This is a genomic window from Mesorhizobium sp. M0601 (genome assembly GCF_040320845.1).
Lineage (GTDB): Bacteria > Pseudomonadota > Alphaproteobacteria > Rhizobiales > Rhizobiaceae > Mesorhizobium.
The window spans coordinates 1-23,048 of sequence record NZ_JAMYQK010000060.1; the positions used below are offsets into that span (position 1 = coordinate 1).

At 55.9% G+C, this 23,048-nt stretch carries 21 protein-coding genes and 1 pseudogene; 3 read left to right on the plus strand and 19 right to left on the minus strand.

What is annotated here, in order from left to right; translation table 11 throughout:
• Positions 1–589 precede the first annotated feature (589 nt).
• The 14 genes from NKI41_RS30850 to NKI41_RS30915 all read right to left on the minus strand — a co-directional run bounded on the left by NKI41_RS30850 (position 590) and on the right by NKI41_RS30915 (position 16,450).
• Positions 590–1,495 carry a glycosyltransferase family 2 protein gene (locus NKI41_RS30850; RefSeq protein WP_352686591.1) on the minus strand — a complete coding sequence of 302 codons (906 nt, stop codon included), beginning with the start codon at positions 1,493–1,495 and terminating at the stop codon, positions 590–592.
• Entirely contained in the window at positions 1,492–2,139 is a 648-nt protein-coding gene (locus NKI41_RS30855; protein WP_352686594.1) for a methyltransferase domain-containing protein, read from the minus strand. The genes NKI41_RS30850 and NKI41_RS30855 overlap by 4 nt, the downstream gene beginning before the upstream one ends.
• A gap of 537 nt (positions 2,140–2,676) precedes the next feature.
• A complete protein-coding gene (locus NKI41_RS30860) occupies positions 2,677–3,852 on the minus strand; it encodes a glycosyltransferase (protein ID WP_352686596.1) in 1,176 nt (391 codons plus the stop codon).
• Positions 3,849–4,697, minus strand: coding sequence for a glycosyltransferase (locus NKI41_RS30865; protein WP_352686598.1), 849 nt, complete (start codon positions 4,695–4,697; stop codon positions 3,849–3,851). The genes NKI41_RS30860 and NKI41_RS30865 overlap by 4 nt, the downstream gene beginning before the upstream one ends.
• A 405-nt stretch (positions 4,698–5,102) precedes the next feature.
• Positions 5,103–5,654, minus strand: a complete 552-nt coding sequence (locus tag NKI41_RS30870; protein WP_352686600.1) for an acyltransferase — start codon at positions 5,652–5,654, stop codon at positions 5,103–5,105.
• 922 nt (positions 5,655–6,576) lie between these two features.
• Complete coding sequence (locus tag NKI41_RS30875) at positions 6,577–7,986, minus strand: hypothetical protein (protein ID WP_352686603.1); 1,410 nt, start codon at positions 7,984–7,986, stop codon at positions 6,577–6,579.
• A gap of 83 nt (positions 7,987–8,069) precedes the next feature.
• Complete coding sequence (locus NKI41_RS30880; protein ID WP_352686605.1) at positions 8,070–9,299, minus strand: glycosyltransferase family 4 protein; 1,230 nt, start codon at positions 9,297–9,299, stop codon at positions 8,070–8,072.
• Between the two features lie 54 nt (positions 9,300–9,353).
• Positions 9,354–10,655 carry a lipopolysaccharide biosynthesis protein gene (locus NKI41_RS30885; protein ID WP_352686608.1) on the minus strand — a complete coding sequence of 434 codons (1,302 nt, stop codon included), beginning with the start codon at positions 10,653–10,655 and terminating at the stop codon, positions 9,354–9,356.
• A gap of 1 nt (position 10,656) precedes the next feature.
• Positions 10,657–11,016 carry an acyltransferase gene (locus NKI41_RS30890; RefSeq protein WP_352686611.1) on the minus strand — a complete coding sequence of 120 codons (360 nt, stop codon included), beginning with the start codon at positions 11,014–11,016 and terminating at the stop codon, positions 10,657–10,659.
• A gap of 240 nt (positions 11,017–11,256) precedes the next feature.
• The gene (locus NKI41_RS30895; RefSeq protein WP_352686614.1) at positions 11,257–11,946 is read right to left on the minus strand and encodes an O-methyltransferase; all 690 of its coding nucleotides are present in this window, start codon (positions 11,944–11,946) and stop codon (positions 11,257–11,259) included.
• 167 nt (positions 11,947–12,113) lie between these two features.
• The gene (locus NKI41_RS30900) at positions 12,114–13,391 is read right to left on the minus strand and encodes a sugar transferase (RefSeq protein ID WP_352686617.1); all 1,278 of its coding nucleotides are present in this window, start codon (positions 13,389–13,391) and stop codon (positions 12,114–12,116) included.
• Positions 13,392–13,430: 39 nt separating this feature from the next.
• Positions 13,431–14,750 carry a UDP-glucose dehydrogenase family protein gene (locus tag NKI41_RS30905; protein ID WP_352686620.1) on the minus strand — a complete coding sequence of 440 codons (1,320 nt, stop codon included), beginning with the start codon at positions 14,748–14,750 and terminating at the stop codon, positions 13,431–13,433.
• A gap of 145 nt (positions 14,751–14,895) precedes the next feature.
• Complete coding sequence (gene nusG, locus NKI41_RS30910; RefSeq protein ID WP_352686622.1) at positions 14,896–15,459, minus strand: transcription termination/antitermination protein NusG; 564 nt, start codon at positions 15,457–15,459, stop codon at positions 14,896–14,898.
• A 400-nt stretch (positions 15,460–15,859) separates the two neighbouring features.
• Positions 15,860–16,450: a biotin transporter BioY gene (locus NKI41_RS30915; protein WP_352686623.1), complete on the minus strand. Its 591-nt coding sequence runs from the start codon at positions 16,448–16,450 to the stop codon at positions 15,860–15,862.
• Between the two features lie 114 nt (positions 16,451–16,564).
• Here NKI41_RS30915 and NKI41_RS30920 point away from each other — a divergent pair, with 114 nt between their 5' ends.
• On the plus strand, positions 16,565–17,473 hold the full coding sequence (locus NKI41_RS30920; protein WP_352686624.1) for an MBL fold metallo-hydrolase: 909 nt from the start codon (positions 16,565–16,567) through the stop codon (positions 17,471–17,473).
• A gap of 13 nt (positions 17,474–17,486) precedes the next feature.
• Here NKI41_RS30920 and NKI41_RS30925 read toward each other — a convergent pair whose 3' ends face one another.
• Together NKI41_RS30925 and NKI41_RS30930 are read right to left on the minus strand one after the other, a co-directional pair.
• Positions 17,487–18,272, minus strand: coding sequence for a DUF1499 domain-containing protein (locus NKI41_RS30925; protein WP_352686625.1), 786 nt, complete (start codon positions 18,270–18,272; stop codon positions 17,487–17,489).
• A gap of 83 nt (positions 18,273–18,355) precedes the next feature.
• Positions 18,356–19,984 carry a fatty-acid--CoA ligase gene (locus NKI41_RS30930; RefSeq protein ID WP_352686628.1) on the minus strand — a complete coding sequence of 543 codons (1,629 nt, stop codon included), beginning with the start codon at positions 19,982–19,984 and terminating at the stop codon, positions 18,356–18,358.
• A 175-nt stretch (positions 19,985–20,159) separates the two neighbouring features.
• Here NKI41_RS30930 and NKI41_RS30935 point away from each other — a divergent pair, with 175 nt between their 5' ends.
• Together NKI41_RS30935 and NKI41_RS30940 are read left to right on the plus strand one after the other, a co-directional pair.
• Positions 20,160–20,546, plus strand: coding sequence for a hypothetical protein (locus tag NKI41_RS30935; protein WP_352686631.1), 387 nt, complete (start codon positions 20,160–20,162; stop codon positions 20,544–20,546).
• A 125-nt stretch (positions 20,547–20,671) separates the two neighbouring features.
• Entirely contained in the window at positions 20,672–21,061 is a 390-nt protein-coding gene (locus NKI41_RS30940; protein ID WP_352686634.1) for a DUF427 domain-containing protein, read from the plus strand.
• Here the strand turns inward: NKI41_RS30940 and NKI41_RS30945 are convergent, their stop codons facing one another.
• The 3 genes and pseudogenes from NKI41_RS30945 to NKI41_RS30955 all read right to left on the minus strand — a co-directional run.
• Positions 21,062–21,799, minus strand: coding sequence for a polysaccharide deacetylase family protein (locus tag NKI41_RS30945; RefSeq protein ID WP_352686636.1), 738 nt, complete (start codon positions 21,797–21,799; stop codon positions 21,062–21,064).
• 271 nt (positions 21,800–22,070) lie between these two features.
• A complete protein-coding gene (locus NKI41_RS30950) occupies positions 22,071–22,769 on the minus strand; it encodes a glycosyltransferase family 9 protein (RefSeq protein ID WP_352686639.1) in 699 nt (232 codons plus the stop codon).
• Between the two features lie 85 nt (positions 22,770–22,854).
• Positions 22,855–23,048, minus strand: a pseudogene (locus tag NKI41_RS30955) (hypothetical protein); the annotation flags it as partial.

Below are 23,048 nucleotides of genomic sequence, written 5' to 3' on the forward strand. Positions count from 1 at the left end.
CAAGCTCCTCGGCTCCTTGCTTCAGTGTCAGTATGTCTCGCTCATCACCTCAAGCCGCGCCAGATGGGGTCAGCTTGGCGCTTACCTTCAATCGAGGCCGGACTCTAATCTCAGATGGAGGAAATTACCCGTGGCAGGTCACAGGCGTATTCGAAGGCATGGCCCCAGAAGCGTTCGCCGTTTGCGATGGCCCTCTTGATCAATGGCACGGCCGAACCGCCGGCGCCGGGCGTCGTGAACTGGATACCGTTGTCGGTGAGGCGGCGTGGATGTTGTGGGGAACGGCCGCGATCAAGACAAAATCAGCGGCTATCGCTCGTCCGACCGTCCGACAAAAATGGCGAGTGGCTCACTATGTCGGATGCGGCCGCGAAGCTCGGCGGGTCGCACGTCAAAATCCGCCGGTTCATCAGGGATGGCCTCTTACCGCCGAGCAGGTCATGCGCGGCGCGCCCTACCAGATCCGCGCCAGCGACCTCGAAGACGAACGGATCAAGGCCGAACTGGCGCGCAATACTCCGCGTCGCATCCACGACGATAACCAGGAATCGCTGTTTTCCGCCACTTTAAAAAGGAGGAGCACAATGAATCAGTCTTCGTCGACGTCGATATGCAAGATAGCTTTTATAGCGACGACAGGTCCAGTCCCGGTCCGACGCATATATTCCTTTACTTCGTACAGCTTTGCGTCAACTAGAAAGCGATACCAAAATCCCTGCAGTAGATGAAATATGGCACCTTCCCGACCATCGAGAAAACCGCAACGAAGAACATATCGATACAAAAAGTATACGCATGCTCGAAAACCGCGCGGAAGATAAACGTAGACCCTCTCTTTAAGCCAACGCTTTACTGCGGCTTGTTGGCCACTCTTTAGTTCAGCTACCGTTTCTTGCGAGGTAAATCCATATTCTAGGTTCAGTAAATCTATAACTTCTCGACTCGCATATGAATTGTGCTTCTGAGTCCACCAAGTGAGCGAGTTAAGGTTATCATCAATAATCTCCCCATTGAATGCTACCGTTTTTCCAGTGACGATTATATGTTCGTCCATCCAACGATTTTCACAATGGCCGTAGCCAAGACGAAACAGACGCAATACGCGAATTGGAAATAAACCGCCGTACCGGATGGGACGTCCAAGAAATTTCATTCGACGTGATACAAATATTCCGACAGACTGGCTCCCCAGTGATGAAAGCCGCGCCTTTATCTCGCAGGCCAGTTCGGAGGTAACCACCTCATCTGCATCCAGTCGTAGCACCCATGTGGTACCAGAAGGGACATGGGTGAGCGCCCAATTAAACTGCGTCGCATAATTGATCCAAGGATTGGATTTGACTTCGGCGCCGCAAGCTTTCGCCAAATTGACAGTATTATCCGATGAGCCGCAGTCAACCACAAGTACGCTGCCCGCAAAATCCTTTACGGAGTCTAAGGCACGCTCGATATGCTGCTCTTCGTTAAACGTAAGTATGATAACGGCTAGGCTCATGGCTTCCGTGCAATCGCAATCATTGACTTTGCAAGAGCCGGTATTCGCCCAACCCTGTTGAAACGAATATTATCGAAGCCAGCGTCCGAAAGCAATTTGGTAAGAGTTGTGATAGACCAGAATTTAATGTGGCCGTGTTCCCATAGCGCGGTAAAATGTTTATCTAATGCCCCCGTGGTCGCCAGGGCTAGATTCTTCCAGTAGCCATGGTAAGGGGTTGATACGATTGCCGTCCCCCCCGAATCGACAAGATTAAATAGTGTTTTCGCATATAATCGGGGGGCATAGATATGCTCAACCACTTCCAAGCTGATAACGGCTGGAAATCTGCCGTATCGATCTGCCAAATCATCGTACGCCGATCCTTCAAATAACGCAAGGTTCGGATGATTTCGTTGAGCCTGCTCTATACCATCGGTTGAAGTATCTACTCCTGTAACTTCCCAGCCCAACGAATTGAGTACGTTTCCTACGCTTCCGTTTCCACACCCAAGATCGAATAACTTTGGTACGTTGCCAAACGCAAGTATGTCAAACTTGATAGAATCTAGCTCATTAATCACAGATGGTAACAAATATGGATGCGAGCAATTTGTTGCGTGATCTGTGTATCTGTACCCACTATCTTCTCCAACTTCTTTCAATTTAATTTCCTTTCGATTCGGCGCGCTGGATTCCCGACTACGGTGGTGCCTTTGTCGACATTCTTCATAACCACTGCGCGTGCGCCGACGATTGCGTCGGCGCCGACACACACATTGGGGCCTATGAAGCTGTCAGCGCATATCCATACGTCGTCCTCGACCGTAATAGGTAGCTTCAAAAGAGGTCGACTTGAGCTCCGCCAATCGTGTGTCCCGGCACAGAGATGTGCACCCTGCGACACGGTAACACGCTGGCCAAGCGTAATTGGGCCGAGAGCGTAGAGGATTGCCCGGTCTCCAACAGCACTAAAGTCTCCTATGGTGAGATTCCAAGGGATTGTAATCATCACTGTGGGATAAATGTGAACAGCTCTCCCTATTTTGGCACCAAACAATCGCAGAAGCCATCTTCGCCATCCCCAGAGCGGCCGGGGGCTGAGCCTGAACAACGGACGCATCACCGCCCACATTGCGCGGCCCATAAGCTCCGAAAGTGACCACTTTTTTGCGGCGCGGTTTATCTCAATGTTTGTCATCCTACTTGGCCAACCGATCGACGAAGCTAGGGGAATTATGTCCCGAAAGAACCCATTCGTAGAGGGAGCGCATGTCTCCAGCAATCTTTCCCCAGCTAAACTGCCTCTCAACCAGCCCTCTTCCGTTTTGACCGATCCTCTTGCGCTCCGCGGGCGTAAGGTTTGCAAGCGCCTCGAGCCCACAAGCGATCGATGTCGGATCCATACCCACTCGAAGCGCAGCGTCGGCAGCAAAACCTTCATCTATGTTGCACTCGGCTGTCATAAGAACTGGCAAGCAGAACGCCCACGCCTCAAGAATAGCCATAGGTAACCCTTCGGAATGCGAGGGTAATATAAATGCGTCAGAAGCAGCGAATGTAGCCGCCTTATCAGACCCGAATTGTGGACCAACAAAGTGAACTCGGTTTCCGAGGTTCAACATCTCTGCCCTGGCTTTGACTTGCGCTAGGTGGCCACCCTGGTCCCAGCCCGCAACCACTAAGTGCCAGTGCGCGAACTCTCGATTGCGCGAAAGCCCACCGATCGCATCCAACAACTGCAAGAGCCCCTTCTTCGGGTGAATGCGACCCAGAAACAGCAGGATTCTTGCGCCCTGAGGCACAGCACCACGCCACTTTGGGGCAGGATGCTGCCCCTCCGCGATAGAGAGGTCAACTCCGTTTGGCACGACAGCAATTGGGGCGGTCACGCCGTACTCTCTAATCGCACGGAGTTCAGCCTGACAGAGAGCGTGCACGCAAGCAGCGCCGCGAAGGTTGTTCTCTTCATACAGCTTCGACGCAAGTCGCTTCTTCCACCCCGAGTTGCGCAGCGCCCATGGATCTAACATGCCGTGCGGCGAAACCACTCGCGGCAGACGACCGGTCGAGCGACTCAGAGCTGCCAAAGACGGGTACATCCATAGTCCGTGCAAATGCAAAATATCCGGTGCAGACAGTCGGAGGGATCGCAAGAGAGCGGGCTGGTAGCCAAACGCGGCTGGTCCCACCACCCGATGAATGCAGACAGGTACATCGCCCCAAGCTGGTAGATCTTCATCCGAGAACGAGTCCCGCCCGGCGAACACCTCAGGCATCACATTCGCCATACGTAAGTGCTGCGCCAGCTGGCGAATAGCAGAAAACAGTCCGCCGGCCTCACGCGACATGGATGATGAAACTAAGCTGAGTTTCATGGTCGCTCTCTCACTTTCCTAAGGGCCGGCAATACCACACAATCAAGAAGGGTCGCGCCGCTGCGGGTTCGATTTAAGCACGCTTCCGACACTTCCAGGGCACTTGCTGCGAATGTAGACAGTGAATGGGCCTCAATTCTTGTGCGAGAGCGCTCACCCATCCGGTTTAGCATGTCGTCATTCAGGAGTGTCTGCGCGACTAGTCGCCCCGCCAGACTTCCAACAATGGTAGGATCAAATATCCACCCGTTTTCCCCCTCTACCACGAGGTCCTCCGCACACCCGCACCGTCGCGAAACAAGCACAGGGAGGCCAGACGCCATCGCCTCATTCACCACCAAACCCCACTGTTCCACCAAACTTGCCAGTATAAATGTCTTCGATAAACCGTAGATGGCTGGCAGGGCCTCATATTGGCGGAAGCCAAGGAGGTGTACTCTGTCTCTCAATCCATACTCAGAGATTTTGTTAACAAGTTTATTCCTGAGCTCGCCATCCCCGACGATCACAAGGTCCCAGGGAACTCGGAGAGGATGTTTTTCATCCATCTCGCGCGAATATGCGCTATATTCATCAATAAGAAACGACAAATTTTTCTTCTCAACGAACCTTGAACATGTCATGAAGTATTTATCGGGCAAACCGAGCGCAGATCTCAGCTCGGAAGCATGCTCTCTGGCATTTACGGCGCCGCCGTCGAAGTACTTGTTGTCGACAACGTCATAGCCTCTTCTAATATAATCAGATGACATACCTAGCCGGTTCAGATATCGCTCATGAGGGCCACCTGCAACAAGGGCTCCGGAGAAGTTTCTGATTATTATCTTCTTCAAATATTCCTTCAAACGATTCCTCGGAAAATCCGATTCCTGACTATCAGAGAGAACGACTGCGGGCGTCAAATTCCGCCTACACCAAATCAATCCGTGGATCGACAATGGTGAACTCCATCCAGGTATGAAGACGACATCAGGTCTGGCGTCAGAGAGCAATGTCAATAATTTGGAAGAGATCGAAGGGGAGTGGCCGTGCGATTGTGATACGGTGCTACAGCGAAACGGTACTTGCGCCGCAGGCTTCCAAGCGTACTCCGAGCTGGATGCGAAGAGTTCAATCACGTATAGATCACAATACTTTGAAAGTTCAAAGAGCCGGGCAATATGATATGGTCCAAGATTATCAACAATGAACGTCACTCGCATGGGCTATACTCTGTCAGCGGTCGTTATGGTCGGACGAGCAAGCTATCGTTACCACCTTCGCCTGATAGCCTTCCCGGGTACTCCCACAATGATAGAACCTGGGTCGTGGGCTTTCTTGACGACACTTCCAGCACCAACAATCGAATCATGGCCTATCACGGCTCCTCGTAGAACAATGCTATTGGCTCCAATCCACGATCCATCTCCCACGGTTATTTTTCCAGCAATCATACCCTGCGATACGATCGGCTGATCGATGTCAGAGAACTGATGGTCGTTGTCGTGAAGGAACGAGTATTCAGCAATCATTACGTTGTTTCCAATCACTGTCTCACCATGAACACTAAGCAGCACGCCCCTGCTTAGGAGAGTTCCATGCCCGATTCTAAGCACCCCCCCTTGAGGAACAGACATCTCTACAAGCCTACAGATCCGTACCCTTGACCCTAGATAAATCTTTCCGGAACGCTGAGGCATGTCGATCCAGCCCTCAAACACGCAACCGGGCCCCATACTTGCAAAAAACAGTCGATATGTAAGGCGATAGAAAGTCGTCCAGCACAGCGTCCTTATTCTATGAATAGCAAAAGGTACCAGCATACTACATCCTTAGTTTCGCAGAGATTTAGCTCATCTGCCCCGTTCTACACCACATATAGTTGCTATCGTTCCAGAACTATTTTTCCAAGGAATATATGTGGACACTTTAAATATGCTGAGAACGAAGGCCCGATTCGCGAGGGGTATTTCAGCCTTGGCGATGAAGGTAGCCCGCGTTCCCTCTGCCCTACTATAATTGAAGGGGATCGCACATTCCCATGGCGCAGATAGACAGCGCACCGTCCGAGCTGATTTCGAAACGATGCTCGGCAGGCTTGGACAAGCGTCTCGAAAATGTTCTTGTCTTCTACGTTCGCGCCACGTCGAGTCGCACTCTCGCTCCCCTCCTGTCATCCTCCGAGCACCGGGCGATAGCGCTTTGTCACGCGAGTAAACTAATCCTTTCTCTCATCCAAAACCACTCCACAGGTGCCCTTTGACGTCAAGGAACCAATGAAAGCCGGGCTTCGCCGCTGAAGTTATGAACTCCTCGCTTTGGTGTGTTTCCATCGAGCGTCGTGTGGTCTGTGACCCCCTTGCTACGTATCAGTCCAGGGCGGACTTTCTCGTTGGCCTCATCGCCTATCCTAGGCAGCTTCTGACAATGTACCCTAACACCGGCCTTCATTTGCTGCGGGCCAATTGGCCGCCCCGCCATGATCTGAGCTTGGGCACGCAGCAATAGGGGTGGCGTGCGACGCATCAATGGCTCGCGGCTGCCGCATGATAGGTGGGATCCCAGCGGCGGGCGCTCTTTGCCATTGCTTAGGGCCTGTAAGGGATGACGCTGTTCCGGACGGGTTCCGCCGCGATTCAGGACGCCCACCGGTTCTGAAACATCGCACGGCGGCCAAAACCTCCGGCGAGATCCCCTAAACCAAACCTTCAGCTTCTTAGATCCCAAACCTATCCAGACATGCTGCTATGGCACTCGGCGCGATATGGGCCGGGCAGATGGACGCCATCCGACGGACTGAATATGCGTTCCGGTAGAAGGTGAATCCGGCAACCGAGCTCGCGAAGTAGGAGAGTTGTACGAAGTAGGAGAGTTGCACAACGGACGATTGCCATCGCCGAGGCCGCGCCGCCGAAATAAACGCTTAACGCCCGCCATGCTCACCCAAAAAAATGGATAGCTCACAAAGAAATAACTAATAGAGTGGGTGAGTGACACAAGCGCCATCGCCACTAATGGGACGTATAGGACCTGACTAAAGATGTCCCCCGACAAAGCGCGTTTGAAAGTTCGCCCCGTTAAATACGCCATTAGGACAAAATACAAGGAGCCAGCATACCAAAAATCCTGGAATGCAGTCGCGAAGCCGGTGGGAGTGGTTCCAGTCTGCCAATAATAGTCGGAATACTCCGACGCCAACTCGTCCAGACTCCGAATGTCAAACATAAATGACTCTTTTACAGAGGGGCCAAACACCGTCGCTGGGACGTATTGAAACACAACCCGGTTCCATAACGCGGCACCAAAGGAATAACTACCGGTACTCTGAACTGCGGCTATCGATCTCATTCCGTTTCGAATATCGCTACTGGTCGAAAGACCATTGCTCGCAGAGGCCGAAAAATCAATTGAGGTAAGCAGCTGTGGACTCAAGATCGAAAGACGTTCCCCGGTTGCGACGTAATGTAGATATTGATAGGTCCTGATCTCCGTGATTGCAAACGTTACCACAAAAATGCTTATAAAAAGCGGAATTGTGATATGCAGTGGCGGAATCCGCCGCTTAACGAACCACCGAACAACTACATACGCAAAAGCCGCACCGACTAGATCAGTTCGACGCGCGTAAAGGAGCACAGAAGGAAGCACCATACATAGGTTCAATACAAAATTGGTCGTAGTAAACATTGTTCTCTCGCGAAAGAACAGTGCCAAGGAGAACGCGAAAGAAACGATTCTAAGTTGAGCAAAAAACGCAACAATCACAATAGGACCGTACCACTGTTGGATGCCGTCCATGCTTGGCCGCAGAAACTCAAGAACTAAATTACACACCAGAGCTATGGCGGTTGAGGCAGCAGCGCCTCGGAAGTACCCAGAGCGAGTATACACTCCATCATTTCTTCGCGACAGAGACTCCCTCATCGCAAGATGCCAGCCAAAATACGTTGCTATCAGGCAAGCAGTTGCCATAGCTAAATATGCGTCGAAGCCCGCCTCAGGTTCCGATCCATTCGGCAGCTGTACAACAATTTGCGGAAGGAAGTATACCAGGGCCATCAAGCCGTATAAATTTGGCAGTTCGAATACCCCCTGCCCTCCATTGAAATTACGGAGGACCAAGACGATAGCAGCAATGCAGAATACCACAATCATGACAAATCCGAAACTCATCCGCTGAGCAATTGAACCTCATCGGAACCGACAGGCACTAGACGCAAAGGCTTCTTTACGACAAGTCAGCCCCGCCCAAAGAGGGCGTTATTGAGACGGATCGAAAAGTCGCCCCAATCAAAACTCTGGGCACGAGCCCTCGCTGCAGCAGCCATGCGGCTACGCATCGCTCGGTCTTCAACCAACGCCTCGACCATGTCAGCAAGTCCTTCGGCATTTCCTGCGGGGACAACGAAGCCCTCATGACCGTGCCGTACAATCGATCCCGACTCGAACGTTGTAACAACTGGCAGACCCGCCCCGAGTGCCTCATAAGTGACACCTGCCGATCCTTCAGCGAGGGAAGGTAGCACAAAAACGTCCGCTCGAGAATATTCCTTAATAAGTCGGTCCGAACCGCATTTGCCAATAAACGTGAGATGCCTAGTTTCGTCGCGCCCCCGCACAGAATCGCTTACGGTCCCTGCAACTATAAAGGAATATTTTTTGCCCCTGGAACGCAGAAGAGTCGCAGCGTCTGCTAATATATGGATGCCCTTTCTCAGGTCGGCGTTACCGACGAATAGAATGCGTCCGAGCTCTGGCACGTTCTGTACGTTAAACCATCTCGGATGAACACTGTAAGGGACAAGCCGGGTTCGTTTTTCAGCCACGCCAAAATTCTCGATTAAGTCATTTTTCACAAACTCTGACGGGCACAAAAATATATCCGTTGACCCCAATATAATGTCGCTGGCTCTACGAACACTTCTTGCGTTATGGCCGGTTTCCCCGAAGTACAGCGGTTTCTGCTCCCAGTCAGGGAACTTCCGTTGCTCGTTCTGCACTATCGCCTCCGTAGATAGCGCAATATTCATATCGGTTGCGACGGTTAACCCTCTGTTGCGCGCCTCCACCAAAAACTTTCGCCCCTCGCCAAACATCGAAACGATGTGCGTCGCTTTACCAAAACCCGCCTTTACCATGCTCCGCCCAGCAGCCTCATGCGCTCTATCCACTGCTCGAAGCCGCGCCTCTTGGTCACTAAACACACGCAACGCAATTTGCATATCTATCATCCACCTTGGAAAAGTCCTGGTCAGCTCCCGCACCGGTGGATCGATATGTCGGCGCGAAAGATCGGTTCTCCTAAAGAAGGGGACTAGTTGCAATAGCGGGGCAAAGCGACCTAAGCCCACACCCATACAGAAATCTGTGTAGAGCATTTCCAAGCTCTGCGTGCGGGCAAGGGCATAGGGCACTGCATATTGTCTCCGTGCGCCAAGCTGGACGACGATAGCTTTTGGTTGAGGCATGGATTTCCTGGACTTGTTTGATCTGGGACATGGACGACGAGGTCACCTGGCAATTCAACCGCTCCTCGCATTCCGAACAATCATGAATAGTTCAGAGAACGTCGACCACCTGGGGATAATCCAACGTCGCAACGATATCGTCGGCATGTGCACAGCTAACGCACGGAGTATCAAATAGGTTGATAGAATATTACCAGATGCCAATCCAGCTATTACTGGGTACGGCACGCCAACAAAGAAGGCCGGTATGAACGCCGCTCCGAACCCAAGGAGGAAGCCTAGTTCCGCACGGAACGGCGATCCATTATCGTTCATACTCTTCGAGGCTTCCCGAGCAACAAGTCGGACGGGTACCGTTGCGGTCGCGGCAGTTAAACCCGCGGCGACATAACCTGAGATCGAAAAGGCTTTTCCAAAAAGCAGGGGCGCAACAATTGGCGCTATCGTCACCACAGCTACCGCACCGATCAAGGAAACCATCCAAGAAAGACGAAGTAGCCTCTCTACCATTAGTTCTCGCGCCGCTCCAGTTACATGAACAAACTTGGAGAGTGCAATTTGGCTTACTGCGACGCCAATGAAACCTTGGAGCGGACCAGCAAGGGATACCGCAACAAAATAAAGTCCTATTTCAGAGTTGGAAAGCGTCTGGACGACAAGTAGTCTGTCTATCTGAGAAGAAAGCAGATGAACAACGGTCGTCCGATGAATATTAAGTGCGGTTGCGAGAAGTTGTACATTATTCCCTCCGACAGAGGTGGACCATCCGCCAAATTGTGAGAACTTGAATCTTATAAGAACGGTTAACAACAACGCCGCAGCCTGAGCTACAACAAAAACCAAATAGCTACGACTGAATACGAGCATTATTAGAAGAGAAATTATATACATGAGAGGAATCAACGCGCTCGTTATCGAGAGAACTCGGAACCGAAGCGCATTTTTGAGACTCCCCGTAGTTACTTGATCGAAGCTCATAACGCAGGCCTGGACGACCCAAAAGATTAGAGAGGAAATAACGACTGGCGTCGCACTACCACGCATAGCTGCCAAAATGATGACGCCCCCTACAGGTAGAATAAGACAAAGCATTTTGGCCATTAGGATGTATGCCTGCTGCACTAACGCATTGACATCGTGACCTCGCCGTGCGTGAATTACGATTGCATCGGCGATAGAAATTGCACCGAGGGGCGCAAGAAACTGTGCCCAGAAGAATACTTGTGCCAATACCCCCCGTTCGCTTGGCCCTAAAACTCGTGCCGCTATGATCCCAGTGCCAAGACCTGCGACCAGCGTGACGAGCGACGATCCAAAGCTTTCGACAAACGAGCGGCTGGCGGAGACTGGCGCCATGCTAACGCCGAGCGATGATTGTGGCCGGATTGCCCGCAACTATTGCATAATCAGGAAGGCTCTTCGTCACTACGCTCCCTGCACCCACCACACACCCCTCTCCGATCTGCACACCATCCAGGATTATCGCGCCAGTGCCGATCCAGACGTCATCTGCAATCTTTATTCCTCCTTTGCTAAATGTCCCCTGGTTGCGAATGTCCACGTTCCTGTCTCGATATTGGTGATTTGAGGCAAAGATAGATACACGAGGAGCAATCAGACAGTTCCTGCCGATCGTAAGCATATTCTGCCCATGTAAGATGCTGTAGTGATTGATCGTAGAGCTGTCGCCGATTTGGATCAGACCACCAGCGGGCATTAAGACGCAACCAAATCTAATAGCACAATTCTTCCCGACTATGATTCGGCCACCGCGAGCCAGTAGTGCTGGTTCTATTCTCGTTTCTCGGCCGCAGGTCAAATCCGATCTAAAAAAATTTAGACGAGCTGCATTCCAATTCCAAATGGGAATCACTTTTTATCGCTTTCAAGAATTACTACGGTTCCATTCAAACGCGTTTTATACCTGTGGAAAGTCACAATAATGTCCACCTGCTCGTCACGAACCGATCCACAATAACATTCCCTCTCCAGAATGAAGTTCTCCGCTGATAAGGCTATGAATTGATTCTATTTTGGAACTGTGATGCGCATTGGAATATCCGACGAGAAGCTTCTGCGCTTCTCTCGACATTCCCGGCGAGGTATAATGACGACGATCTTTGTCCGCGTCGCTATTGTCGAGATAAATTAACGAGTCTTTCTTCATAAGAGGGATCACCGATTCAATACAACGCCACCGCCAACTACCATCGACGATAGCCAAATCGAAGGAACGTCCTGATGCCCAGCCAAGATCATAATAATTTTTATCCTCCGCATGTCGAACCGTTGCATTAGACAGAGAATATTCTCTGAGTCTTTTTCTTGTGGCCTCTGTCCATGTCTCGTTGTCTTCTACGGAGTTGACTGTGAGCGCCCGCTTGGCCAGCCAGACTGTTGAACTTCCAGAACCAAACTCGATGACATCCCTCGGCTTCGCAGCAAGGAAATCTTCAATTATCGGTATCACCGCAACTGGCCACCATGGCACAGGTGGACGAACGCCGAATATACGTGACCGGCTAAATTCCAGAGCTACTCGTGGCAGGTGGCGTAGTTCTTTTAGGGGCATTAGTTGCCCGCTCTCGCTATGCAAACGAGACTTCCTGCCGGGACCTCCGGCGATCAGCTTGGCGATGGGGTTCACAGAGAATGTCCTTGCTTTGAGTTCATGAGTGGTCAGTTCATTGTCCAGGGAGGTACTTGTACGCCTTTGGACGGACATCGCTCCTGCGTCTCGTTCCAAGACGTCGAGCCATCCTCAGCTTTATGCGTCCGATTTCGTTGTACCGAGTCGGACCAACCCCTTCCAGTTTATCGGGCACCAAATCCCGTCAGCATGGTTCGGATGGTACGAAACACAATCAGCACGTCGAGCCAAGGGGAGAAATTCTTGATGTAGTAGAAGTCGTAGTGAAGCTTTTCCAGGACGTCGTCCACAGCCGCAACATGGCCCTGATTGACTTGCGCCCATCCGGTAATGCCAGGCCGTACGATATGCCGATAGCGATAGAATGGCAGTTCCGCCTCGTACCATTTCGAGAGCACGAGTGCTTCCGGCCGCGGTCCGATCCAGCTCATCTCGCCACGCAGGATGTTCAAGGCCTGCGGTAATTCGTCGATCCTGGATTTTCTCAAGAGCTGCCCCAAACGGGTGATGCGTGTGTCGCCGGCCTTCGTGATGGCCGCTTCCTTCTCGTCGACAGCCGCGTCGCTGAGCTTCATCGTTCGAAACTTGTAGACCTCGTAGGGATGCCCTCTGTAGCCCATTCGCTTCTGTTTGAATAGCGCCGGTCCAGGCGAATCGATCTTTACGGCAATCGCCACGAACAACAGCAATGGCGAGAAAACAACAAGCACAAATAACGCAGCGGCCAAGTCTATCGCCTGCTTTATTTTTAGGTAAGCTTGGTTTGGATTCAAGGAGCCTAGAGTGTTTTCAGAAAGATGCTCGATCTCTACCCTGCCTGTGAGCGACTCGCTGATCTGTTTGACGTGATAGACCGGTGTTCCCGAAAGCGCGCGGTCGGCAATATACCGCTCCCACTCATCTGAAAGGTCAGCTCGAAGATCGGCCACCACGCCGGTCGCATGCTGGACGACCGTGTCGGCCGAAAGAACCCTGTGCCAGTTAACGCCCGGTATGCTCTCCAGCCTGTCGACGTCTCCGCCAGGAATTATCGCCAGCCGGTGTGCATCGAGCCGCCGCGTGGCCAAGCTCAAACCAAAATACCACAATGTCGATTGAATGAAGCTCGCCGCGGCCTGGAACCGGCTGTAGTCGAACCTGAAGAAGAAGATCGTCGCGAACACTAGGCCGTAAGTCAGGGCGAAGGTTGGCAGGATGTAACCGGCGGCGGCCACGCCTGGGAAATTGCCGATGCGTTTGTAAAAGAAGTAGCCAGTGGTGTGCGCAATGAACGCCGCAATAATCGTAACCTGTAAGTTTGAATATAGGATAACGTCTTGATCGACCGACATACGGATCAGCGCGGGCAGCAGAATCGCGAATGTCAATCCGCCAAGCAGCTGAAAGCGCATCCGGAGCAGGAGATGCCGTTTGTTGGGTAAATGGACGGTGGTGGCGATCAATTTGAATCCCGCGAACGGGCCCCATGAAAACCTGGACGTTTACTGGACAGGATGCCGCTCTCGGCCGACGCTCGAATAGGCTATGCCTTCCCTAATGACGTCCTCGCCGCGGTAGACGTTTCGCAGATCAACCATCACCGGCGTCGCCATGAGTGAACGGAGCCGCTTCAGATCCAACGACCGAAACGCATTCCACTCGGTGACGATGACGATCGCATGCGAGCCGTCGGCTACCGCGTAGGCGCTATCCCCGAACGCAATGCCTTCGATCATCTTGCGCGCCTGCTCCATGCCTACGGGATCATACGCTTTGACCGAAGCGCCCGCATCCTTGAGTGCCTGAATGATAGCCAATGACGGGGCATCGCGCATATCGTCGGTGTTCGGCTTGAACGTAAGGCCGAGGATACCGATGGTCTTGCCACGAACCGAGCCGCCGCAGGCCTCGACCACCTTGCGCGCCATCGCCCGTTTGCGCTGGTCGTTTATCGAGACCGTCGTTTCAATAAGCCGCACCGGGCTTGCCGCGTCCTGCGCGGTCTTGACCAGCGCCAGCGTATCTTTCGGGAAACAGGAGCCGCCATAGCCCGGGCCCGCGTGAAGAAACTTTGCGCCGATGCGATTGTCCATGCCGATGCCGCGCGCGACGTCCTGCACATCGGCTCCCAACCGCTCGCAGAGGTCGGCTATTTCGTTGATGAAGGTGATCTTCATGGCCAGAAATGCGTTGCCGGCATATTTGGTGAGCTCCGCCGTACGCCGGCTCGTACAGAATATTGGCGCGGCATTCAGCGAGAGCGGGCGATAGATCTCGCCCATGACGGCTGTGGCCCGTTCGGCATCGGTGCCGACAATGATGCGGTCGGGCCGCTTGAAGTCCTCGATCGCCGACCCTTCGCGAAGAAATTCCGGATTGGAGACCACCGCAAAATCGGCTGTGGGATTTTGCTCGCGGATGATCCGTTCCACCTCATCGCCGGTACCGACAGGGACGGTCGATTTCGTCACCACGACCGTAAATCCTTTGAGCGCCCGGCCAACTTCGGCGGCCGCATCGTAAACGAAGGACAGATCGGCGTGCCCATCGCCACGCCGTGACGGCGTGCCGACGGCTATGAAGACGACATCCGATTGAGAAACGGCATCCGCGAGATTGTCGTCGAAACGCAAGCGACCTTGCGCGGTGTTCGTGGTGACGAGGTCGTCGAGCCCTGGCTCATAGATCGGTATCTTGCCAAGTTTGAGCATGGCAAGCTTTTCCGCATCACGATCGACGCAGCAGACCTGATGGCCAAAATCGGCGAAACAGGCGCCCGAGACGAGCCCTACATAGCCGGCACCAATCATTGTTATTCGCATATTGCGTACTCTCAATCAGCGCCGATGAGGCAACTTCGCCACACAGCGCGTATTCCCATTAACGACGGCTACCGCATTCCCGGGTGAAAACCCGAGAGCGCATCCTATAACAGTTTACATCACGACGCCGCCTTCATGTTTGCGGCTACGCGATTGCTACGAGATCCCTGGCATCCAAGTCGACAGGGATTTCGCCATTCATGATGGCCACCAGAACCCGGGCTCTTCCGGCTGGATCGAGCCGGTCAAGGCGACCGATCTGTTCCGCGAGGGGGCCCGAAAGGATTCGGACCGAGGCACCGGCTGCGAGGCCTCCACTGAAATCAAGCAGCCCGTCCTTTCTGGTCAATGCAATGAAACGCTCTACCAAACCCGAGGGGACCGGCAAAGGCCGGTCGCCTTGCGTGACGAGGGAACGCACACCGAAGGTTCCATTGACTGAACGCCAACGTTGCAGTCCGAGGTCAAGGGCGATGAACATATAGCCCGGGAAATAAGCTGCGGACCGTGTTTCGAGCCGCCTGGCATGACGCACGGTTTTCTCGCAGCGAGGCACAAACGGCTCGAATCCCTGGACCCGGAGATGCCGTTCGGCGACATGCTCCTTTCCGGGAAAGACGCTGGCCGCGTACCAGCGGGTTGCCGGCGCGGCGGCCGACTCTGGCGACAGGGCGGTCGCGTTGGTCGTTGTTTTTTCCGCGCTACTCACGTGTCTTCCTTCGGCAGTCGGCGGCATGATCTCAGGTCAACGGTTACGACAGTGTGTGGATACCAGCAAGCAACCAAACCACTAAAGTCAAGGCGGTTGGGTTAAGAATTTCCTACACATTGTCCAGAAATTTAGCTGTGCCTAAATAATCATCGAGCCGCTTTCTTTTTCAGCTGGCTGAGATGCTATGTCGAGCAATTTATTTCCATGCGTAGGTGCTTGGTTACGCTGGCTGACGAATCGCCCGTTGGTTCTGGTACTTAGTCCGTCGACTTGAAGCTAATGTGACGGATGGCGTCGCGCACAAGCCTGCCGCCAGCGACAAAGATCCTGCACGGCCATACCAACTACGGCGAAAAATCACTGTCGCGCAGAACAGGTTATCACCGCTCGACCGGCTTCACGAACGCTTCAACAGGGACCAGACAGCCGGCACCAAGCTCGCGGCCAGCGCAACCTTGATCAGATCACCGACGATAAAGGGCACCACCCCGAACTGCCACGACTTTTCCGGGCCGATCAACAGCGCCAGCCAGGCAAAGCCCATTGCCATCATGACGATCTCGGCCACCAGCATGGCATTGAAGAGCTTGATAGGATGGCGATCCCAGCCACGGTCGGCAGCCCAGCCGACGATCGCCGCCATGACGACGAAGCCGGCAAGATAACCGCCGGTCGAACCGAGCATGTAAGCGATGCCGACGCCCTTTTCGGGCGTGCTCTGGAAGACCGGGAGGCCCAACGCGCCCTCAGCCATGTAGAGAAGCAGCGTTGCGACGCCGAGGCGCATGCCGAAGGTGGCAGCGATCAGCAAGACGGCGAGCGTCTGCATCGAGATATCGACCGGTCCGAGCATGGCTTTGGTCTTGGCAGACAAGATCAGCAGCAGCGTTCCGGCGATCGCCAGCAAAAGCTGTCCTGCCAGCCGGGCCGCGCCCTTTTCAGGCAGAGCGAGAGAAATAAGCGGACGCATCGTCGTTGCAATTGCCATGGTCTTCCCCGTTCCGGATTGCCGCCGAACGCGGCCTTGCGTTTTCCTATATTGGCTTCCGTGCTATGCGGCAATCGGTTTTGCCCTCGCCCCAAAAAAGGTCGCGACGTTCGCATGGCGCTGAAATTCGACACACGCTTCGAACCGTCCTATGGCAAGGGCGTGATCGTTGCGCCTGGTATTCAACGCGTCACGGCCCCGAACCCAAGCCCGTTCACCTTTCACGGAACCAACAGCTATATCGTCGGGCGCGAGACGCTGGCGGTGATCGATCCGGGTCCTGATGACGAGGCACATCTTCAAACGCTGCTCGAAGCGATCGGGACCAGGCCGGTCAGCCATATCTTCGTCAGCCACACGCATCGCGACCATTCGCCGCTGGCGACGCGGCTGAAGCAGCACACCGGTGCGGCGGTTCTGGCGGAAGGCCGGCATCGCCCGGCGCGGCCGTTGCGCACCGGCGAGGTCAATCCGCTCGATGCCAGCGCCGACACCGACTTCGTTCCTGACATCGCGCTGCCGGATGATATGATGATCGACGGTGACGGCTGGGCGATCCGGACGGTGCTGACGCCCGGCCATACCGCCAATCACGCGGCCTTCGCGCTGGAGGGAACCGGCATCCTTTTCTCGGCCGATCACGTCATGGCGTGGGCAACCACGATCGTCGCACCGCCGGATGGCGCGATGGCCGAGTACATGACATCGCTCGATCGGCTGATCGAACGTGACGACCGGCTGCTGCTGCCCGGTCATGGTGGGCCGGTGACCGAGCCGCGCAGCTTCATGCGCGGATTGAAAACGCATCGCAAAATGCGCGAACGGGCAATTCTGGAGCGGATCAACAGCGGCGACCGGGCAATCAAGGACATGGTGGAGGCGATCTATCGAGACACCGACCCGCGCCTGCATGGCGCGGCCGGCCTGTCGGTGCTTGCCCATCTGGAAGATCTGGTGGCGCGCGGTCTGGTCCACACCGACGGCGAGCCGGCTATCGACGGCATCTATTCGCCGACAACCTAGCACACTTCGGATATCATTCCGCCGGCGCCACGCCCACCTGGCCGGCGACTTCCTGGTCGAGTTCGGCAAGGAAATCGGTGATGCGCGCCGCATTGTCGCCAAGGTCGTAGCGGCCGTAACGCGAGGCCGAGCGCATATCGACGATGACCGCATCGCCGTCGTCGGTCACGCGGATGGCGACATCGGCAGGAAGACCAAGCAGCAAGCCCTTGGCCAGCGCATCGACCGTCACGTCGCTTTGCCCTGCTGCGTCTGGAAAGGGCGCCGTGAGCTGCCAGCCGCGCCGATCGAGCACCGTTTTGACCGCCTCCAGAACGCGATCGAAAGGCAAGGTGTAGCTGCGTCCGGTAACAAGCGGATAAGCTTCGATTTGCAGGCGCTGCTCGCCGGGTGTCGGCGGCAAAAGCTCGTTCATAACCTTTGTCCGGGTGGAAATGTCGAGCACCGGTGGGTCGTCCAGATCCGTCGAGATGTCGCGTATCGGCGGATAGGTGGCCACCCAATAGGCCGCGACGCCGTAAGGGATGAGCACCAGAACCGCCAGCAAGGCGCCGACGGTCAGGTCGTGGCCGCCGCGATCGCCGAAATTCCACAGTCGCGCAAAGGCAAACCCGGCGAACAAAAGCGCAAACGCCGCCAGCAGGGCGACAATGCAAAGCACCCACAGGAATGCGGGCGTCTCGACGAGGTCATAGCGATGGCCGATGAGTACCGTCAGCAGCAGGACCGCCGAAAAAGCACCGGCACGCCGCGACCAACCGGCAGCCCTCGACGTTTGTCGCTCGGGAATTCCCGTCATTGTTTTCCGCGCTGCCCCAACCCGAACACAGGCATAGTGCCTTTCAGCGGCGGCTTGAAGGCGCAAAGACGCCGCATCTCCGGTCAATCCGTCGGCAGGTGATAATCCCGGAACTGCTGGCGCAAGGTAATCTTCTGGATCTTGCCGGCAGCGGTGTGCGGGATTTCGCCGACAAAGGCGACGTCGTCCGGCATCCACCACTTCGCCACCTTGCCGTCCATGAAAGCGAGGATGTCGGTCTTGGACGGATCCCTGCCCGGCTTGCGCACGACCACGAGCAAAGGCCGCTCGCCCCATTTGGAATGCGGAATGCCGATGGCGGCGGCCTCCGCCACGTCGGGATGGCCGACAGCGAGGTTCTCGAGCTCGATGGTCGAGATCCATTCGCCGCCCGACTTGATCACGTCCTTGGCGCGATCGGTGATCTGCATGTAGCCGCCGGGGTCGATATGCGCGATATCACCGGTATCGAACCAGCCGTCTTCATCGAACTGTTCGGATCCGATGCCGCCATAATAAGCGCGCGCGACGGCCGGCCCGCGGACTTTGAGTCGGCCGAAGGTCTTGCCGTCCCATGGCAGCTCGTTATTGTCGTCATCCGTTATCTTCATTTCGATGCCGAACGGCGTAAAGCCCTGCTTCTGCTGGACGGCGAGGCGAGCCTCACCCTTCAGCCCGGCATAGTCCGGCTTCAGGGTGCACAGCGTGCCGAGCGGCGACATCTCGGTCATGCCCCAGGCGTGGACGACCTGGACATCGTAATTGTCCTGGAACTTCGTCGTGATCGCGCGTGGACAGGACGCGCCTCCGATGACGACTTTCTGCAGATAGGGCAGTTTCTTGCCGGTTTCTTCCAGATGCTGGAGGAGCATCATCCACACCGTCGGCACGGCGGCGCTGAAGGTCACCTTCTCGGTGTCGAGCAGCTCGTAGATCGAAGCGCCATCCATCTTGCAGCCGGGCATGACCAGCTTGGCGCCAATCATCGGCGCGCTCTGGGCAAGGCCCCAGGCGTTGGCGTGAAACATCGGCACGACCGGCAATACGGTATCGCGCGACGACAGGCCCATGGCGTCGGGCATCGCTTCGATCATGGCATGCAGCACATTCGAACGATGGCTGTAGAGCACGCCTTTCGGATCGCCCGTGGTGCCCGAGGTGTAGCACATGCCGGCGGCGGTGTTTTCGTCGAATGTCTTCCAGGCGAAGTTGCCGTCGGCTTCAGAAAGCCATTCTTCATAGGCAACAACATTGGGCAGCGCAGTCTCGGGCAAATGCGCCTTGTCGGTGAGCACGATAACCTGCTCCAGCGACTTGACCGCGCCGGCGATCTTTTCAAGCAGCGGCAGGAAGGTCAGGTCGACGAAGATCGCCTTGTCCCCCGCATTGTTCATGATCCAGGTGATCTGCTCGGGAAAGAGCCGCGGGTTGAGCGTGTGATAGATGGCGCCGACACCCATGATGCCGTACCAGGCCTCGATATGGCGCGCGGTGTTCCAGGCCAGGGTCGCGATGCGGTCGCCAAGCCCGAAACCGTCACGCTCGAGCCGCTCGGCGACCTTCAGGGCACGATTATGGATTTTGGCATATGTGCTGCGCACGATCGGCCCCTCGATCGAACGCGACACGATTTCGCGGCTGCCGTGCTGCCGCTCGGCATTGTCGATCAGCTTATGGCAAAGCAGCGGCCATTCCTGCATCAGCCCGAGCATCTTGTTCCTCCCGTTATTTTTTCGCCATTGTGGGACGAACCGGCGGATTGTCCAGCCAGGATCGGGCTGGAGCGGGGCATGGAGCCAATTGAGGCCGAATTCGCCACAATCCGGCCATGCTCGGCGTTAACGTTGATTAACGGCGGGGCGCGATTGGCGAATGAAAGAGGTTCGCATGGACGCGCAGCTCGACGACAAAGCCCTCGAAAATACGCTTGCCGAAAGTCTGGCCGATCTGGTGGCGGCCGATGTCGCGCAGGCCGATCTGGTGCCTGACGCCAAAACCGTTTCCGAAGATGAATTCGTCGAGGTCGTCGGCGGCGCCCTCGAAGCTGTCGGCGGCACGCTCTTGTTCAAGATGTGCGTCGAGAACGAGGGCGAAGCCCAGCACGTCGCCGCCGCATCGGTCGGCGATGGCGGCAATCGCCAGTTCCTGCTGCTCACCTTGCCGACCAACGGTGGTGCTTTGAAGGTCGAGACCACCTCGAAAAGCACCAATCCGGTGGCCGCGATTGCCGCCGCCTATGCCGGGCTGATGGACGCTTTCCAGGCCGCCGCCTGATTTTAGGCGCGATACCGGAGGAAAGCGCAAGACTGCCAGCCGCGGGCGATGCCCGCCGGTGGCTTGCAGGTCTTGCGCAACGCGCTTGCCAGACACATCTTGGGGTAGAGGCAAGGAGATCCGATATGGACCAGATCGCAAATCCGACACCCGGCTTTCAGAGCAATCCGGGCAAGGTCATCACGGTCGAGCCTTACAAGGGCACCGTGACGGTGCGCGCCGGTGATGTCGTTATCGCCTCGTCCAGCAAGGTCAAGGTGCTGACCGAACCTCCCTATCCGCCTGTTTTCTACATTCCGTTCGGCGACATCGACTTCAAACAGCTTGGCAAGACCGAACACTCGACCCATTGCCCCTATAAGGGCGATGCCAGCTATTGGAGCGTGCTGCCCGCCGGCGATGCAGGCAAGGATGCGATGTGGGCCTATGAGCGGCCGTTCGACGAGATGTCAGACATTCGCGATCACGGTGCGTTCTATCCAAACAAGGTGACGATCAAGGCCACGCCCGGCTGATCAGTCGGTGGTGCCTTCATCGCCGATGCCGTCGGCATCGTCGAGACGCACGAAGGTGAGGCCCTTGGCCTTCAGCGCCAGAAGTCCCTGCACCACGCCTTCGCCGGCCGCATGGGTCGGCTGGTTGATGTGAGCGATGATGACGTCGCCGTCCTTTGCCGCGGCAATGCGCCGGGCGGTCTCTTTTGCACCGAGCAATGAGCCGCCATCGCCGTTGATTGAGAATCCGGCGATCTTGAAACCAAGCTTGCGTATCATCGCGATTGCCGATGGGCTGTATTCGGCGGTTGCGCCGCGAAACCATTTCGGCGCCGGTTCGCCGGTCACGGCAAGCGCGGCAGCACCCGATTCGACCTCGGCCAGCACGGCCTGCGGGCTGCCGGCACTGCGAATGCCGTAGATCTTTTGCGGCGTGTCGACAGCCGGGACATGGCGGCCGCCATGGTTTTCCAATTCAAACAGTTCGGGATGCGCCCGCATGATCTCGACGGCGGGCGCGTTGTGCTTCAGCCAGATACCGGTGACGAAAATGGTGGCAGGAATCTTGTTTTCCACCAGCGCCGAGAGAATCCTTGTGTCGGTCCTTCCGCCGCACGCATCGAGCGTCAGCGCGACGCCGCCGCCGCCCGCCTCGGCCTTGATGTGCAGCGTCGGTGCGACGAGCAACTGGGCGTTGCCAGGAGAAACAGCCCACAGCGATATCGCGATGGTGCAAAAAAGCTTTTGGAACAGGCGCATCGATTATTTCCAGGTCGGCCGGATCAAAGTTGAAGCGGCGACCCCAAGACCGCCATCAAGGCGGAAATCGGGACGATGCCCCTGCAAAAGCGTCGGCAGCGGCAATTTGACCGCCGGCCTGACGTTTGGCAAGCGCGAGGTCACAATGCGTGCTCCACGACCTTAACCTTACGTGAAAGGATCGCGCGCACCGCGTCGACCACCGCTTTGACCTCAAGTCGCCAGACGCAGCAAGCCTTGCTCCGATCGGGTCGGCGGCACAGGTCCCTGGCTATGCACTCGCAGGGCATGGAGCGCCGCGGCGTAACACTGGCCACGCCGACAGGCCCCCAGACGGCCGGTCGGTCAGGCCGAACAGGCCGACAACCGCCCTTCCCGCGGCGGCGGCCATGTGCATCGGGCCACTCTCGTTCCCCAGAAACAGGCGTGCCTGGCCGAGGACCGCCAGCAGACAGCGCCCCGACGACGTTGACGACCGGCGAAGCGGCCTTGGCGACGATGCGCTCGGCAGATGCCCGTTCATCGGGGCCGCCGACAAGCAGGAAGTCCAACGTGGTCTGCCGCGAGAGTCGAGGCGCAGGTTTCTGGCGAGCGGGCAAGCGAGGACAAGATCGCCGATTAATTTCGTCTGGAGGATGAGAATCGAGCGGACGTGCGCGGGCGGGTTCTGCAACATCTGTTTCTGGCACCGGGGCGGGTTCGGGAGCCGGAAACCGGCAGAAACGATGTCGGGATTTGGAGCCGGCACGCGCACGTTCGCGTGAATTTGGTTACAAATCGGTAAGGTCAGATGCTGGCGGACTCCAACTCTTCTCTGCGGCCGTTCTTTGTAGCCTGCAGCGCGCTTGCGCGGGGCATCGATCGGTTCGAGATCGAGCAGATTAAGTCGACGCAGCGATCCAAAACTGGCATCACGGAACCAGGTTACAGTGGGTTCTCCGGCCTTTCGTGCATGAAAGAGCTCACGCATGCGCCAACAAAGCGGTTGACCTCCAATCGCCAGACGAAAAATCTTGTTCGCGCTCAGCCAGCGGCACTGTTCTTTGGCAACACAGTTAAAAATCACTCGAGCGCGGCTTCACGACAGGCTGTTGCTTGCCCGGACTCTGACTCTGACTCCCACTCAAACGCTGATTATGGTCAGAAAGAGGTGGCTTCTGGTGCGGGTCCTGGCTTTTCGACCACCAGACAAAATACAGCGAGCCCATCTTCATCACAGGCACGCGGCGGTCGCGTTCCCGGGCCCGCA